At 43.1% G+C, this 15,023-nt stretch carries 17 protein-coding genes; 12 read left to right on the top strand and 5 right to left on the bottom strand.

Annotated features, from left to right (window positions below; translation table 11 throughout):
- Positions 1-175: 175 nt before the first annotated feature.
- The 5 genes from MKY14_RS21960 to MKY14_RS21940 all read right to left on the bottom strand — a co-directional run bounded on the left by MKY14_RS21960 (position 176) and on the right by MKY14_RS21940 (position 3,754).
- Positions 176-958 carry a TatD family hydrolase gene (locus MKY14_RS21960; protein WP_340977332.1) on the bottom strand — a complete coding sequence of 261 codons (783 nt, stop codon included), beginning with the start codon at positions 956-958 and terminating at the stop codon, positions 176-178.
- Entirely contained in the window at positions 955-2,088 is a 1,134-nt protein-coding gene (locus MKY14_RS21955; protein ID WP_340977329.1) for a copper amine oxidase N-terminal domain-containing protein, read from the bottom strand. The genes MKY14_RS21960 and MKY14_RS21955 overlap by 4 nt, the downstream gene beginning before the upstream one ends.
- A 103-nt stretch (positions 2,089-2,191) precedes the next feature.
- The gene (locus MKY14_RS21950; protein WP_076129542.1) at positions 2,192-2,503 is read right to left on the bottom strand and encodes a hypothetical protein; all 312 of its coding nucleotides are present in this window, start codon (positions 2,501-2,503) and stop codon (positions 2,192-2,194) included.
- Positions 2,504-2,515: 12 nt separating this feature from the next.
- A complete protein-coding gene (locus MKY14_RS21945; RefSeq protein ID WP_076129541.1) occupies positions 2,516-3,163 on the bottom strand; it encodes a hypothetical protein in 648 nt (215 codons plus the stop codon).
- Between the two features lie 171 nt (positions 3,164-3,334).
- The gene (locus MKY14_RS21940) at positions 3,335-3,754 is read right to left on the bottom strand and encodes a MarR family winged helix-turn-helix transcriptional regulator (RefSeq protein WP_076129540.1); all 420 of its coding nucleotides are present in this window, start codon (positions 3,752-3,754) and stop codon (positions 3,335-3,337) included.
- A gap of 218 nt (positions 3,755-3,972) precedes the next feature.
- Between MKY14_RS21940 and MKY14_RS21935 the strand changes: the two genes are divergently transcribed.
- The 12 genes from MKY14_RS21935 to MKY14_RS21880 all read left to right on the top strand — a co-directional run bounded on the left by MKY14_RS21935 (position 3,973) and on the right by MKY14_RS21880 (position 15,012).
- On the top strand, positions 3,973-4,539 hold the full coding sequence (locus MKY14_RS21935; protein WP_340393443.1) for a sigma-70 family RNA polymerase sigma factor: 567 nt from the start codon (positions 3,973-3,975) through the stop codon (positions 4,537-4,539).
- Positions 4,536-5,498: a DUF4367 domain-containing protein gene (locus MKY14_RS21930; RefSeq protein WP_340393444.1), complete on the top strand. Its 963-nt coding sequence runs from the start codon at positions 4,536-4,538 to the stop codon at positions 5,496-5,498. The genes MKY14_RS21935 and MKY14_RS21930 overlap by 4 nt, the downstream gene beginning before the upstream one ends.
- A gap of 569 nt (positions 5,499-6,067) precedes the next feature.
- Positions 6,068-6,655: a sigma-70 family RNA polymerase sigma factor gene (locus MKY14_RS21925; protein WP_340393445.1), complete on the top strand. Its 588-nt coding sequence runs from the start codon at positions 6,068-6,070 to the stop codon at positions 6,653-6,655.
- Positions 6,642-7,400, top strand: coding sequence for a DUF3600 domain-containing protein (locus tag MKY14_RS21920; RefSeq protein WP_076129536.1), 759 nt, complete (start codon positions 6,642-6,644; stop codon positions 7,398-7,400). The genes MKY14_RS21925 and MKY14_RS21920 overlap by 14 nt, the downstream gene beginning before the upstream one ends.
- 255 nt (positions 7,401-7,655) lie before the next feature.
- Positions 7,656-9,041 carry a helix-turn-helix domain-containing protein gene (locus MKY14_RS21915; RefSeq protein ID WP_076129535.1) on the top strand — a complete coding sequence of 462 codons (1,386 nt, stop codon included), beginning with the start codon at positions 7,656-7,658 and terminating at the stop codon, positions 9,039-9,041.
- Positions 9,042-9,188: 147 nt separating this feature from the next.
- Positions 9,189-9,362 (top strand): aspartyl-phosphate phosphatase Spo0E family protein, encoded by a 174-nt coding sequence (locus tag MKY14_RS21910; RefSeq protein WP_076129534.1) that lies wholly within the window; start codon positions 9,189-9,191, stop codon positions 9,360-9,362.
- A gap of 206 nt (positions 9,363-9,568) precedes the next feature.
- The gene (locus MKY14_RS21905; protein WP_076129533.1) at positions 9,569-10,654 is read left to right on the top strand and encodes a LolA family protein; all 1,086 of its coding nucleotides are present in this window, start codon (positions 9,569-9,571) and stop codon (positions 10,652-10,654) included.
- Positions 10,655-10,842: 188 nt separating this feature from the next.
- Complete coding sequence (gene alr / locus MKY14_RS21900) at positions 10,843-12,024, top strand: alanine racemase (protein ID WP_036686775.1); 1,182 nt, start codon at positions 10,843-10,845, stop codon at positions 12,022-12,024.
- 215 nt (positions 12,025-12,239) lie between these two features.
- On the top strand, positions 12,240-12,521 hold the full coding sequence (locus tag MKY14_RS21895; RefSeq protein WP_025698676.1) for a CopG family ribbon-helix-helix protein: 282 nt from the start codon (positions 12,240-12,242) through the stop codon (positions 12,519-12,521).
- Positions 12,522-12,524: 3 nt separating this feature from the next.
- Entirely contained in the window at positions 12,525-12,875 is a 351-nt protein-coding gene (locus MKY14_RS21890; protein WP_036686777.1) for a type II toxin-antitoxin system PemK/MazF family toxin, read from the top strand.
- A gap of 156 nt (positions 12,876-13,031) precedes the next feature.
- Entirely contained in the window at positions 13,032-13,640 is a 609-nt protein-coding gene (locus MKY14_RS21885) for a TetR/AcrR family transcriptional regulator (RefSeq protein WP_081383506.1), read from the top strand.
- 172 nt (positions 13,641-13,812) lie between these two features.
- Positions 13,813-15,012, top strand: a complete 1,200-nt coding sequence (locus tag MKY14_RS21880; protein ID WP_076100052.1) for an MFS transporter — start codon at positions 13,813-13,815, stop codon at positions 15,010-15,012.
- Positions 15,013-15,023 lie beyond the last annotated feature (11 nt).

Genomic DNA, 15,023 nt, shown 5'->3' with positions numbered 1-15,023 from the left:
GTGTTTATTCATAATGTTGGTCTGGCGTTAGGCTAGGCTAGCTAAGGCCCTGACTTTCATCTACTCCTAGAATAGATCTATCTATAAGCTATATATCTATCTATGAAGCTATAGATCTATCTATAATCTATAGTTCTATCTATAATCTATAGACCTATCAACAAGCATAAAGCATTTACAAGTTATAGAAATGCTTAGTATTCTCAGTCAGTAACTCTTCCGCTTCACCGGGAGTGTAACCATGGAGCGCTCCCCAAGCAGCGGCGACTTCCCGAATCATAGACGGATGGGTGATTTTCCCTGCAAAAGGTCCTTCGAACGGCCAAGGACCATCGGTTTCAGCCATGATTAGTTCTGGTGGATAACGGCGGGCAAGCGCCTGTATCTCCGGCTCATACAGGATATCCGGTGTGAAGGAGATATAGTAGCCGTTCTTCATCATGCGGGCAATGGCTTCTTCCGGACCTTTGAACCAGTGGAAGTGGGCATGCTGTATGTTATGTTTCTCCAGGAGATCACAAGCAATAAGCGCATCTTCATAGACAGCATGCAGCACCACAGGTTTATTGAGACAGGAAGCTAACCCAAGCAACTGATCCAGCAGCTCAATATAGGGGGCCATATCAAAGGTTTCGCCCCGTTCTAAGGCTTCAGCACGCGAATAGTAAGGTAGCCCGATTTCCCCCACAGCAATATAATCCTCACTAGATTGACTCTCGATCCATTTCAGTAGAGCAGCCAGCTCAGCATCCTGCGGCAAGGGTTGCTCTGGATGAAAGCCATAAGCTGGACGGACCACGCCGGGATTTATGGCTGCAAGTCTTTGGGTGCGTATACAAGAGTTCAAGTTCATAGAGACAGCGATAAGGGCTTTAATTCCCATGTCAGGCAGTTCACTCAGTATTTGTTCGGCAACTTCAGGTTCATATTGCTCTAAATGTATATGGGCATCAATCATAACTGTTCGCCCTCCACGTAAGAAGCTAATTCCTCATGAACCTCAAAGCGAATAGAGTCGGGTTCCATTCCATCTTTTCCCGGTTTGTAGGCAAAAGTTAGTGTGCCAATACTCTCCAGAAATCCAATATAAACATTTGTTTCCGCCTTTAGCTTGCCCTCTTCCACTATGTAGTGAGTAACAGCACCAATGCCGGCTTCTTCGCCTAGATTGCCATCCTCAGCACGATCTGGATATCGCAAAGTCACCATGGATGGAGTTGAGCCTTTAACTTGAATTTGAATCAGGGCGTCCCCTTTTTCATTAGAAATTTTTGACGTAACCAATGCGGAGGCAGCTTTATCTGCAGAAGGGACAGTGACTTCTTCCCACTGGTTAGGCTTAATCACGTGAAGCTCTTGCATGGACATGCCCGTACCTGTTCCAAGCCACAGAATGACAACGATTTCTTCCTGCCCATCCTGATCGACGTCGGCATAATGAATCTCAGGAGGGTAACTCAGCAATCTGGGTGCTTCCCAATCAAATGTATGCTTGTTACCGTTCACCTCTACAACAAATCCCTCATAGGTACCGCCATCTTTAAGGGCAGCATACAGCTTCACTTGGTCATTTTCTGTAGCAATAGCAAGAGGTTCGCTGGGTGTTCTGACGGTAGTACTAACATCCCCTGATGTTAGTACTACTTCAGTTTCAGCTGCATTCAGCTGCGCAGTGGCACCAGACAGAGAGTTTAAGGAATCGGCTGGAATATATAAAATACCGTTTCGTAGAATAGCTGGTCCTTCAAGCGAGGTTTGATATCCGTCAGCTTGCATATACTCATTGTCCGGTTTCAGAACATAACTACTGCTTCCATCAGAGATGGTTAAGGTCTTTAAGTTATTATCCCATTTTTGTTCTGAGGTGTAGTATTCCATTAATACTTTTGCAGGTACATAGACCTTATCATCTAGGAAAAAAGGGGAGAGTGTAGGAAGAACGGCTTCGCCGTCGACGATTAGTTTCAGTGGTGCTGAAGTAGCTTGTGTTTGGTTAATAGCCATTGTTGTATCCATATCTATGGTTGCCGATGCTCCGCATCCGGCCAAAAAGAGCGTGATAGCTCCGATAGCGATGATTTTATTCATAATTACCTCCAGGATAAAGTCCAGTCCCCTTAAGTATAGAATAAAACAGCGCGTTGTAGGTCACTTTCTATTAACAAAGAGAATACAAGCTTGTTACAGTTCGCTAGTTTTTAATAAAATGCAGGCATCCACGCAATAAACGACGAGTGTAATAGAAAGAAATGAACAAAAGTAAGGAGAGGCAGAGACCGATTGGAAGGCTGAGAATGTTCGGTAAATCATAATCTGGGAAGGCATTTAGTCCTATTCCTTGGATGCCAACAATACCTAGTACACCACCGATAGGTGCAATGATTGCACAGACAACACTCCCCACGGCCCAGACACTAAGGATTGGTACACAGAATAAGATGATGGCTCCTTTGGCGATGTTTTTGAGCACAGTGGCTCCTGACAAATGAGTGCTTTTTTCCATGTAAACTCTCCTTTATGGGTTTAAAAATACAGTTCGGTCAACTTGCGACTTAAGATCCACCGTCAGACTTTTGCTATAGCGGATTTCCCCAATGGTACAACCCGGTCCGACGATGATTTCTTCACCGCACACAAGGTCAGCTGTCGTCCGGTATAACGTTATGTTAGTTCCTTCAATTGTTGTGCAGGTAAGTTTTCGAAAAGGGTGCATCAGCGCATTAATCAACTTGGAAGAGGGTTTAACGATAATGTTACCGTCAGCTCTCATAACCTCGACAGTGCTTCTATTGCCTAAACGGATCTCAATCGATGAATCTGCAGTTAGTCTGTTTATCTTCACAGCACCTTCAGCATAAAAAGTCCCCGCTGCAGCATTTTCTGCTACGGACATGTATCCAGAAGAGCGGAGATTATCTGCTTGGATATTTTGAACGCGCAGACTCCCTAGATTGTTTACCTGATTGGCCTTACAATTGCCCCCAATTGTACAGTCACCAGATACTTTGAGTTTAGAAGTCGAGACGCTCCCTTTGGTACTTAAGTGGCCAAACACATCAACCGTGACCGCATTAATATTCTCTCGAACAAACTGCGAACCTCTTACCTTCAATGGTGGATCGATCATGTCAGTACGTTCATAAGTATTGTTATTATTGGACATTTACAGTACCGTCCTTCGAAATATATTTTAATGATTAAAATATATATTCATTATAATATATAGTCAATATAATAATTTGGGAGTTAAAGCTAAAAAAACACTGCCGTCAGTTTCCTGACAGACAGTGTTTATAGAAAAGAGTATAGCTGATAAGGAGCAAAATGAAGGCTGTTAGTGCATCATTTGTTCCATCAATTTATTTATTTGTTCTAAAGTTCCGGAGATTTTATTCAGATCAGGGGTAGGAAATGCTTCAAATATTGTATGGATACGCTGATCACCTTGTTCTGTAAGGACAATATTGACAACTCTGCGGTCTTCTTTAGTCCGCACCCGTTCAATAAGTCCAGCTTCCTCAAGCTTATCGCACATGGAAGAAGCAGCTCCGGGTGTAACCACGAAGCGTTCAGAGATGTCAGTAATGTTCAAGCTTCCGGTAAGCCGGAGTTGAAACAGCAGCATGATCTGATTGTGAGTCAGGGTTTCCTTTTTAGTGATCATATCAATGAAAAACTGGGATTTCTGCTGCACATTTGCCATAGATTCCATGACCTTATGGATAGCATTTTGTTTCTCTTCCTTTGTACTCATAACATTGCCTCGCTCCAATTTACTTTAGTTACTAAAATATATAGAAGCTATAATAAGCTTGTCAAGTTGACGGGTTACTGTAGCTTGGTTAGAAAGACTGAAATTAGCGCTGGAACTCTTCTTTTTTTATATCTTGTAATGAAATTGGAAATATATCGTATTAACTGATGAATTTACTTAGCTAAGTGAAAATGTGGTGGGAAAGGAGAGTTCGATTGATGCATGAGCGCGCATTGCTTCATCCTTTTGTAAAAGAGAATATACAGGAAAATGCTGACATAGATGTTTTGTTCACAACGATTTTTGAAACCTACTATAAAAGAATATTTAACTACATCGCTTACCGGGTTAGTTCTCTCTATACGGCTGAGGATCTGACAAGCCTCGTTTTTGAGAAAACGTTGGCGAAACTATCGACCTATTCTCAGGAAAAAGCTCCTTTAGAGGTATGGTTATTCGCCATTGCCAGAAACGTGGTCAATGATCATTACCGGAGTTTTAAAAGGAAAATTTTCTTTTCGCTGGATGCCGTCAAGGAACTGGTTTCTAGCAGGAAAGATCCGGAAAACTTGATCCTCCAGGGAGAACGTAGTGGAAGGCTTAACGAAGCCTTGAATACATTGAGCTCAAAGGAGCGGAATATTGTGGCTCTAAAATTTGGTGCTAATCTGAGAAATAGAGAGATTGCCCAGGTTACGGGAATTTCGGAGAGCAATATCGGTGTGATACTCTACCGGACTATGAAAAAGCTGAAGACTGAAATAGGGAGCGTGGAGCAGCTATGAACAGTAAAGACATACAGCAGAAGTTCTCAGCAGATTTAGATGAAAGTATATATGGAGCGGCAAATGATTTAAAGGGTGCTGGGGAGTACAAGGAGCTGCTGGAGCTAGGCAGGGTTCTGGCCCATAAAGATCTCAGCGAGGGCTCTGACAAAACAGCCATTCTGAATAAGGCACGGAGAAAGTATGCCGGCCAAAAGGAGGAGAAAGGATTGCATACAAAACATAGATTAAGACGTCCTGCTGTTATGCTGGCAACTTTGCTAGTGGTTAGCGTATTAAGTGTAACTTTTGTGCAGCCGTCATTTGCGCAGGAGCTGTTAATGAAAGTATTGCAAACGATAAACTTAGGCCATATTGTAGCCCATGAAGTAGAATTTTCTGCGGATTCCAACGTGATTCCGGATGACTTTAAGGGGAAGATTTTTGATAGCAAAGGAAATGCGCTTGTGACCCTCGACGCTGCTCAAAAGGCAGGTGATATCTACAATGCTGATGGGGAAAAAATCGTCGGAGTGGAAGACGGCAGACTGGTTACGCAATCTGAGAGGGATCAAGAGAAAGCGGAATTGCTGATCGAGAGGGATTCTAGCAAGCTAAACGAATATACGATTTTTGATGTGGGCTTACCGGCGTATTTACCAGAGGGTTATACCTTTGATCGTGCAGAGTTTTATAAGGATAGTAATGGTGATGTGATCCATAGCAAATATATTAATTTATATTTTGTTAATGAAGCTACCGATGAGATCATCTCGATGCAGCAGCGGCACGCGGATTCCGAAACGGCTTATGAGATGTCGACGGATGGCACCATCGAAAAAGTGAAGATTAACGGAGTTGATGCTGTATTGGTTAATGGAAAAGGGTTGGACTGGGAAGCCAATGAAGTGTTATACGGTGTAACATCAGCTAGCTTGGACAAGAATGATTTGATCAAAGTTGCTGAGTCTATCCGCTGACTGATTTTTTAGAAAAGATAGGCGGTTACTATTCCAGTATATACGGGTAAGGGGATGATCCATATGGATCTCCCCTTTTTCGTTTTATTGAGGGCACATGCAAACAACGATTGGGAGGATATAGCTGTACTTCGTACAACTATATTTCTGCGAAACAACGCTTCGATGGATATAATTGTATTTCGTACACTTATTTTCACGATTTACACCACTATAGGAAGTTTCTCTGCTTTTTAATTGTATAGAATACACTTAAAATCAGAGTAACCCCTTTTACATACGGAATAAGTGTACAGAATGCAGTTATCCCATAGATTTCGGCAGGGTCCGGCCAAAGCGGGTGTGAAAAGTTGAAGATCAGCTTCCACCGCCCATAATCTGTTCAAGCAAAGCCGGCGGTCATCCGCCGACTTCATCTACTCCAATAAGCCGCTGCAGAGTAAGAACACCAGGCAGCGATTCTCCAATAACCGGAAAATCGCTGCCTGGTTGTTTTTTTAAAATAAATCGAACGATTTATTCTCTATTTACCAATACATAGTGTAAGACCGAAGGAGGGATTGAGAGGGATGAAACATCCAAATGAATATTCTCAGCTCATTGCGCTTACGCTAGCCGGCAGCCGTGAAGCGTACAGTGAACTATATGAAGCAACGATTCGGGATGTGTATCAGACCGTTCATTTTCTCGTTCGCGAAACCTCCGATATGGATGATGTTGTTCAGGAGATTTATATTCAGATGCACCGGTCGCTTGAGCAATTTGACGTCAATCGTCCTTTTAGGCCTTGGCTTATGGGGCTGGTTATGCGGCAAATTCATGCCTATCGAAGAAAGAGATGGACGCATCTCCGAATGGTCAAAAAAGTAGAGCAGACTGATCTAAGGATGGAACCTGATTTCACTAGTGATGTTGTGGACAGGTTAGCTAACCGCCGTCTACTAGCAAGTGTTGATCGTCTTCCATTTAAGCTGAAGCAGGTGATTATTCTGCACTATTTAAATGAATATTCACAGGAAGAAAGTGCCGCGATACTGGGTATCCCTCTGGGTACGGTGAAATCCCGTATTCATGCTGCACTGCATAAGCTTCGTCAGAAGCCAGAAAATCATACTCTTTTTAAGGGAAAGGTGGAGGACCTGCATGAATTTCAATGAAGAGTTACGGACAGTTCTGCAGGAAGAGGCGAGAAATCTAAGTGCCCCACCGGAACTGAAGGAGCAAATACTAAATCAGACCGAGACTAGGTTAGGGGGAAGAAGAATGAAAAAATGGCTTGTAGCAAGCATTTTGGCGGCTGCATTATTAATTCCTACTGGAGCATATGCCGGATATAATTATTTGGCGGATACCCTGTATGGCTCACAAGCAACTGCTGCTACGATTGGAGTAACCCAGCAACAATATGACAGGCTTGAAGCCAAACTGCAGAGCGCAAAGCAAAGTTTTAACGAAGAGGAATTCACAAAATTGATGTCATTACTAGAGGAATTGGGAGCTTACAATCTGCAAATGGCCGATGCTGAAGGAGTCTTTCATCTGGAACAGTTAAGTGCGAAGGATCAAAAGGCATATAACGATTTACAGGTTGAGCTTAAACCTTATTTTGAGAAAATGAATGAAACGGAAATCCCTAAGGCAAAGTCGGCTGTCGTTGATCGTGATACTTTCTGGGATGGCTTGCTGGAAAAAGCAGAACAGAGGCTTACTAAAGAAGAGTTTGCGGAGATCGAACAATTAATAAATGAGTTGCAAAGCTATGATGCCAAGGTATTTGATGCAGATGGAAGTGTTCATATGGATCGGCTTTCGAAAGAGGAGATACAAAACCAAGAGAAGTTAATTGAAGCGCTCGGCCCTTATATAAATAAGCTGGACATGATGATTAAACCTAGTTCTTAGTTGAATTTAAATGCATGTATTGAATAACGATGGATAGAAGTAACATTAGAAAAGCCACCAGAAAAGGTCTAATACACCTTGTGTTCTGGTGGTTTTTTACATTCGGCTAATTTGTATTTTATACATCACTAATTGAATAAATGTATAATCAATTGAGTCAAAAAAAGTATTTGACCACTGGAATAATTAGACATATTATTATTTAAATACTATTGATCTATATATGAATCATGATGGCGAAAGGTGGCTTTGATCATGAAGCAGATGACCATTCGTGCAGAACTGGCGGACTACCTCAAGAAGAATGGAATAACAATTAATCAATTCGCAGAGGTATCTAAAGTAAATTCAGGCACGATTAGCAACATTATGAATGGGAATCGTCCTATAGCCATGCAGCAATTAGATCGGATTACAAAAGGTATGGGATTAGAGGAAGGCTGCTTTTACGATATGTATGTGGAGGAGTGTTTTATACATTCCAATCCCAATTGGAGACGTCTTCGACCTTTTCTATATCGCTGTGCTGAACTAGATAAGCTGGAATGTATAAGCCGGGTGATTGGAATCATGATGGACAGCCTATCTTATACACACCCGTTGTTTGATACAGCAGAAGATTTCTTTGCACAAGGGAAATATGAAGCTGCAGCGTTGTTATACCGGAGTGTGGCGGAGAGTGAGAAGTATCAGCATTCAGAGCGGCTGGCTTTTTGCCAATACAGATTGTTTACGATTGCTCTAGGGGGCGATCAGGATGTGAATTTGCGGGCAGCGGTGCAGTTTGAGGGCTTTGTAAATCGGCTTGATGAAGTTGATCAGCTTGACGCACTGAAGGTTCTGGCGAATACATATAGCGCTTTGAGGCATTGGGATAAGGTAATGGTAATGACTAAGGAATTGGGCAAAAAAGCATCCATTCAATATAATTATAATAATGAGCGAGCCAGAAAAAACGGGGTACAAAAGGAACCTGCAATGCCCTTATTTTCATATATTTTATATTCTTATGTGTTACGTTCAGTAGTTTACAGAGAGCTTGGAGATTATGATAGAGCATTGTATTATATCAACCTTTACATGGACATGAGCTGGATTCGTGAGGATACGGAGGAAGCTTTGCAACTTATGAATCAATGTATGGGTTGGGCGCAGGCTAATATTTTTTTGCTGAAAATTTTAAAAGGTGATGCAGCAATGCTTCCGGAATATGTGACCTATATTGAAGATAGAAAAGAAGAATCTCTTCCAGGCCTGTTCAAAATCCTTCAGGCAGCCAATCACTATGATTTTAATGTGGATGATATTCTTCAGCGGTTTGAGCCAGAAATATCAGATTTTAGAGATCAGCAGAGAAATCTTAAATGTTATAATCGACAAATTATCGAAGACAGATACACTTTTTTTATGGCTGAAATAGCATTGTATTATATAAGAAGAGGAAAATATGAGCTTAGTATAAAATATATAATGGATAGTTTAGAGAATTCTGTAAGGATTAATAACGAATCATGTATAATTAAGTGTGTCGGAATGTTTGAGCAGCTTCGGCATATTGCATCTTTAGAAACGCAGAAAGAGTACCAGAATCTGCTTAGAATCAATGAAAAGAAAAATTGCTTTGTTATTGACAGTGCTTAGTAGTGATAGTTTCATAGAAGATATCAATCAAGAGAGTTCCCTGATTAAATCTGGAATCGCTTTTTTTGAATTCTAGTAATGCACTTCAATGTAAAATTAAGAATTTGACATATACCTCTAGAATATTTCATTAGGGAGGTAGTGTTAATGAATGATCAGGAAATTATCCAAAAGAGAATAGAGGGTGCTAGAAACAAACTTTATTTGATGGAGAGGCAACATGGAGGGCTTTCGCATCCAAATGTGATCAGACAGTCCATGAGATTAGATGAATTAATTAATCAGTACAATAAAGCAGTACATAGTGATAACGAGAATTGAAGAGAATGGTTAAAACACCCTACATAATGATATTGCAACTTCTGATGAAGTATAGAGCCAGCGCTGTGCGCGGGCTTTTTGGCTTGTTGGAGCCCATAAAATAAATCAATGCTGCACGCTTGTCATGCCCGTCTGCATATTGCGGCCAAGTCCCTCATAGACATGTACTAATCAATGCATTCAAAACAGGTTAAGGGGATGATGTCATGCGCCGGATAACATGGGTACTCGCGATCATTATGAGCGTGGCCCTGGTGATGACGGGGTGCGGGAAGAAGGATGCCGCTTCCGTAGTCAAGGATTTGAACAATGTGGCTGACAAGTTGGAAAGTAAGCAGGGAACGTACCAAGGTTCTGGCACAATGACCCTGTATACCGGGGAACAGCCGCAGGAGTATAAGGTAGAGGTATGGTACAAGAATCCTTCCTACTACCGGATCAGCTTGGCAAATGTTCAGAAGGATATTACGCAGATCGTACTTCGTAATGATGAGGGAGTATTCGTACTCACACCAAGTATGAATAAGAGCTTCCGCTTCCAAAGCGATTGGCCGGATGATCAAGGGCAGGTCTATCTGTATCAGACGTTGGTTCGTGGCATAGTTTCGGATAATAATCGCCAATTTGTGGAAGATGGGGATAACTATGTGTTCGAGGTAGCCGCGAATTATCAAAGCAATGCCCTTGTACGGCAAAAGATTTGGCTTGATAAAAAGACTTATGAACCTAAACAGGTTCAAGTCTCGGATTCTGAAGCGAAGGTAGTTGTAAACGTGAAGTTTGACACCTTCAAATTCGATACGGATTTCACCAAGGATTCTTTTGATATGGAAAAGAACATGGCCTCGGGTAAGTCCGCAGAGAGCACAGTAGCTGAGGTTGATGAGAATGGTAATCCAATTACAGCTCCTGAAGGCCAAGAACCGGCTGAGCAACCAGTGGCTGCAGAGCTTGGAGACTTTGGGATCATTGAACCTGATTATATTCCAGCTGGTGTAGAGTTTAAGGACTCGCATAAATTGGAGGGGAACAAAGACCATGCTGTTCTCATCCGATATGATGGGATTTATCAGTACACTATTATGGAATCCCGTCCACTGGACCGTGCGGTAGCACTGGCGCCTGGAACCCTGAAAGACCTTGGTTTTACATGGGGAGTTCTGAGTGGGGATGAGCAGCAGACATTGACTTGGATGTCTGAGGGAGTAGAGTACCGAATTACAAGTGCCAATCTTCCTGCTAATGAAATGATGCAAATTGCCGCTTCTATGGAGGCACAATCGGGTAAATAATAAAAAGTAGGCGGATACTGCGTTTTGTGGGATTCTTTCCTCTACAACGTAGTATCCGCTTTTCTTTATTTGCCGGGGCTCCAGCACACATTGACAGCCACCTTCTGTAGCATTACCATTGGTACTAAGACAATGATTAATGCAATGCAGCAATGACGTTTTACTACAACGTAAGAAGGTGACTTGAAGTGCAAGCAAGCTATCGACCGACAGTAGCCGAAATTAATCTGGATGATTTGCGTGCCAATTACGAAGCCTTTCGCCGCTACTTGCCGGCAGAGACAAAGTTTATGGGATGCGTCAAAGGAAATGCGTACGGCCATGGAGCAGTGGAAGTGACACGGGAGCTGGAAAGACTCGGAGCAGATTATGTTAGTGTGGCTTTTTTGGATGAAGCATTGGAGCTGCGTCAGGCGGGAATACTGATTCCTATACTGGTGCTTGGCTACACTTCCCCAGAAGGAATAGCCGTTGCCTGGGAGAACCATGTAACTGTAACACTGTTCACACCGGAGGTACTGGAGGCTATAAGACAGCTTCCTATAGATCCGGAACATCGGCTGAAGGTGCATATCAAGATTGATAGCGGGATGGGACGACTGGGTCTTTTACCAGCTGACGCACCTGCATTTATCTCTGAAGTGCAGTCTGTTGCGCAGGCGGAGCTGGAGGGTATGTTTACCCATTTTGCCAAGGCAGACGAACAAGACAAAAGCTATACACTGGAACAGCATCGACGGTTCATGAGCGTGGCGGAAACGCTGCGGGAGCAGAACATTCAGATCCCGATCATACATACGGGCAATAGCGCTACGGCCATTGATTCACCTTATTTATCCAGCAACATGGTGCGTGTAGGCATCAGCTTGTACGGATTTTATCCCTCCACAGAGGTGAACCGTCAACTGGTAGAACTACGTCCGGTATTGACGCTGAAGACGCAGGTTGTATATGTCAAAAGCCTGCCTGCCGATTGGGGCGTCAGTTACGGCACTAGGTACATCACAGAGAGCGAGGAGATTATTGCAACGCTACCTGTGGGGTACGCAGATGGATATTCCCGCATGCTAACTGGCAAAGCGGAGGTGCTAATACGTGGACGCCGCGTTCCTGTCGTCGGAACAATCTGCATGGATCAGTGTATGGTATCACTCAAATCTTTCGCTGCAGAAGCGGAACAAATTAAAGCAGGCGAAGAAGTTGTTCTCATCGGCCGTCAAGCTGACGTGATGATCACGGCAGACGAGTTGGCTCTCCAGCTTGGAACAATTCACTACGAGGTTATCTGCATGTTGGCTCATCGGGTGCCCCGCGTTTATATAAGTGAAGGCACACTTCCTAAATTAGTAAATGCTCTGCTCACAAACTGAAAGTTCTTGACAGTGATGTTATACAAGGGAGAAAATAGAAGGAATTGTATCGTATTAGGAGATGTGACTAAAAGCCTATACGAACCACCATTTCTAGTTTATAATGGGATGCAGCATACTTGATATACTGGCGGCATATATTCCTTGTATAAAATTCCTTGTATATTGTAACACTGGAACACAAGGGCAGAAGGTTTGTGGGGGTGGAAGAGAAGGTGGCTAATTTGCAGAACACCAAAAGAATCATGATCAGCTTGCCCGATCATCTCTTGCAGGAAGTGGACGGAATTGTTCAATTGGAGAATTCCAACCGGAGTGAATTGATTAGGCAGGCCATGAAGCTGTACTTGAGCGAACGGAGGAAACGTTCCATCCGGGAGTCCATGCAGCGCGGCTACATGGAAATGGCTAAGATCAACTTGACCATGGCATGCGAGGCTTTCCTCGCGGAGGAAGATGCAGACAGCACTCTTGGCCGCTTAGTAAGCGGGGTGTAGACATTGATCGTTAAACGTGGCGATGTTTTTTTTGCTGATCTTTCGCCGGTTGTAGGTTCTGAACAAGGCGGAGTAAGGCCAGTTCTGGTCATCCAGAACGATATTGGCAATCGCTTTAGCCCGACGGTAATTGTGGCTGCAATCACAGCCCAAATCCAGAAGGCTAAGTTACCTACACATGTGGAAATTGACGCAGCTGCTCATGGCTTTGACAGAGATTCTGTTATTTTGCTGGAACAGGTTAGGACGATTGACAAACAACGCTTAACTGACAAGATCACCCACCTTGATGATGAAACGATGAAAAAGGTGGATGAATCGCTGCAAATCAGCCTTGGTCTGATTGATTTTTAATCACCCTAGGTTATAGATAACTCATGAGATTGGCGCTCGGGTACGAATCCGGGCGTCTTTTAATGTGCGTTTTTGCGTATAGTAAATAAAGAATCGTTAGGTCTTCACTTTTTGAAAATGATCTGATATTATTAGACCGTACGGTCGGTTTAGGAGGTGCTTAGAATCAAAGGACGCTCAGACGGAGAAGAAACTAAAAAAAGAATTGTGCGCAAGGCCACGCAGCTGTTTGTACAGAAGGGTTATGCTGCCGTAACTATGAATGAAGTTTGTGTAGCCTCGAATGTCAGTAAAGGCAGTCTGTATCACCATTTTCCGAGCAAGGATGAGCTTTTTCTATTTGTAGTGGAAGTGGATACGTTAGAGTGGCTGCAAGCGTGGGATGATAAGAAACAGGAAATTGTAGGGATCGAAGAACGATTTTATGCGTTAGCCGAACACTACGCAAATGATTTTCAGAATCCATTGATTCATGCGCTCGAGGAATTCTCCAGAAGCAGATGCCACCCGGAAGAGATTAGCAAGCGGCTTTCACTTCTTTATGAAGCAGCCTCACATGCTTGTCGTGATCTTTTGAAGGAAGGTATTGAAACGGGATATTTGGTAAAGGGCGACTTAGAGAACTATGTAATCATCGTGAGTGGCATGCTTGAAGGGATTGGAAGAGTTTCTGAATTCTCGATTCATGAGAAGACCCAGGAGGATATAAAAAAATATTACCGGGAAGCAGTAAATTTATTATTACAAGGGATCCGTACGGGGTAAGATAACGAGGGGCATGAAAAGAAGCTTTACATTCAGGAACATGAAGGCTGAAGCTTCTCAAAGGCACCGGAATAGGAAGGGTTATTTTTTTATTATTATTTAGACCGGATGGTCGGTCTTAACATGCATAATATTCGAAGTTTTGGCTTTAAACACACGGAGGGTTAATACAATGTCATTGTTACTTAGAAACAGAGGCGCTATGCTGCTTGTTATGCTTAATATTTTTCTGGCTTTTACTGGAATTGGGCTAGTAGTCCCAATAATGCCAACCTACATGAATGAGCTTGGGATCAGCGGAAGTACTGTCGGGCTCTTGGTCGCCTCCTTCTCGCTTGCCCAATTATTAATATCGCCATTTGCCGGCAGATTATCCGACAGAATCGGTAGAAAAAAGGTGATTGTAGCAGGCTTGATCGTGTTTGCGATATCGGAGCTGATTTTTGGTCTGGCCAATGTACCTTGGCTCTTGTTCGTTTCGAGATTGCTTGGTGGTGCAGGAGCTGCTTTAATTATGCCGGCAGTTATGGCTTATGTAGCGGACACGACTTCTTTTGAAGAGAGAGCTAAAGGAATGGGGCTAATTAATGCAGCCATTACCACCGGCTTTATTATTGGTCCTGGGATTGGCGGTTATCTTGCTGAGCTTGGAATGCGGGTACCCTTTTTCTGTGCAGCGGGTGCAGCTGGAGTTGCAGCTCTAATTACAGTTTTAATTTTGCCTGAGTCTCTATCTGAAGAGAAACGTAAGGAAGCGACGTTATCAAAAAATAATCAGGAAAGCTTCTTGACGCAGCTGATGCGTTCTTATCGCGAACCGTATTTTTTCGGCTTAATTATTGTATTTGTCATGGCTTTTGGGCTGGCTAATTATGAAACGGTGTTCGGATTGTTCGTGGACCATAAATTTGGCTTTACGCCTAAGGATATCGCTTTTGTAATTACCTTTGGTTCTATTGCAGGTGCGGTGGTGCAGGTGTCCGCGTTTGGCTGGATCTTGAATAAATTCGGGGAGAACAAGGTGATCTCCACTTGTCTTATAGTCTCATCATTGTTTATTCTGCTGACCTTGTTTGTAAGCGGCTTTTGGGCGATTATTACGGTTACCTTTATTGTGTTCTTTGCAATGGATATTCTGCGTCCAGCAGTAGGCACACAGCTTTCCAAGATGGCCGGAGAATCGCAGCAAGGTTTCGTAGCGGGAATGAACTCAGCTTATACAAGTCTCGGAAATATTGCTGGGCCTATCGTCGCAGGGTATTTGTTTGATCTTAGTATTAACTTCCCATATGGGGCAGCCGCGCTCGTTCTGGCTTTGTGTTTTGTATTGTCACTGAGTTCCGGAAAACGGGGAATGGGACAGCGGGCGTAATCGCCGAATCC

Source organism: Paenibacillus sp. FSL R5-0887 (assembly GCF_038002305.1).
In the GTDB taxonomy this organism is placed as follows: Bacteria; Bacillota; Bacilli; order Paenibacillales; family Paenibacillaceae; genus Paenibacillus_AQ; species Paenibacillus_AQ odorifer.
Note: the sequence above shows the minus strand (reverse complement) of the source record. Positions and strands in the feature narration are given on the sequence as shown.

What these genes read in the sequence shown, in the direction of transcription:
- MKY14_RS21960 (WP_340977332.1), bottom strand. Translation starts at nt 958, where the DNA reads ATGATTGATGCCCATATACATTTAGAGCAATATGAACCTGAAGTTGCC.
- MKY14_RS21955 (WP_340977329.1), bottom strand. Translation starts at nt 2,088, where the DNA reads ATGAATAAAATCATCGCTATCGGAGCTATCACGCTCTTTTTGGCCGGA.
- MKY14_RS21950 (WP_076129542.1), bottom strand. Translation starts at nt 2,503, where the DNA reads ATGGAAAAAAGCACTCATTTGTCAGGAGCCACTGTGCTCAAAAACATC.
- MKY14_RS21945 (WP_076129541.1), bottom strand. Translation starts at nt 3,163, where the DNA reads ATGTCCAATAATAACAATACTTATGAACGTACTGACATGATCGATCCA.
- MKY14_RS21940 (WP_076129540.1), bottom strand. Translation starts at nt 3,754, where the DNA reads ATGAGTACAAAGGAAGAGAAACAAAATGCTATCCATAAGGTCATGGAA.
- MKY14_RS21935 (WP_340393443.1), top strand. Translation starts at nt 3,973, where the DNA reads ATGCATGAGCGCGCATTGCTTCATCCTTTTGTAAAAGAGAATATACAG.
- MKY14_RS21930 (WP_340393444.1), top strand. Translation starts at nt 4,536, where the DNA reads ATGAACAGTAAAGACATACAGCAGAAGTTCTCAGCAGATTTAGATGAA.
- MKY14_RS21925 (WP_340393445.1), top strand. Translation starts at nt 6,068, where the DNA reads ATGAAACATCCAAATGAATATTCTCAGCTCATTGCGCTTACGCTAGCC.
- MKY14_RS21920 (WP_076129536.1), top strand. Translation starts at nt 6,642, where the DNA reads ATGAATTTCAATGAAGAGTTACGGACAGTTCTGCAGGAAGAGGCGAGA.
- MKY14_RS21915 (WP_076129535.1), top strand. Translation starts at nt 7,656, where the DNA reads ATGAAGCAGATGACCATTCGTGCAGAACTGGCGGACTACCTCAAGAAG.
- MKY14_RS21910 (WP_076129534.1), top strand. Translation starts at nt 9,189, where the DNA reads ATGAATGATCAGGAAATTATCCAAAAGAGAATAGAGGGTGCTAGAAAC.
- MKY14_RS21905 (WP_076129533.1), top strand. Translation starts at nt 9,569, where the DNA reads ATGCGCCGGATAACATGGGTACTCGCGATCATTATGAGCGTGGCCCTG.
- MKY14_RS21880 (WP_076100052.1), top strand. Translation starts at nt 13,813, where the DNA reads ATGTCATTGTTACTTAGAAACAGAGGCGCTATGCTGCTTGTTATGCTT.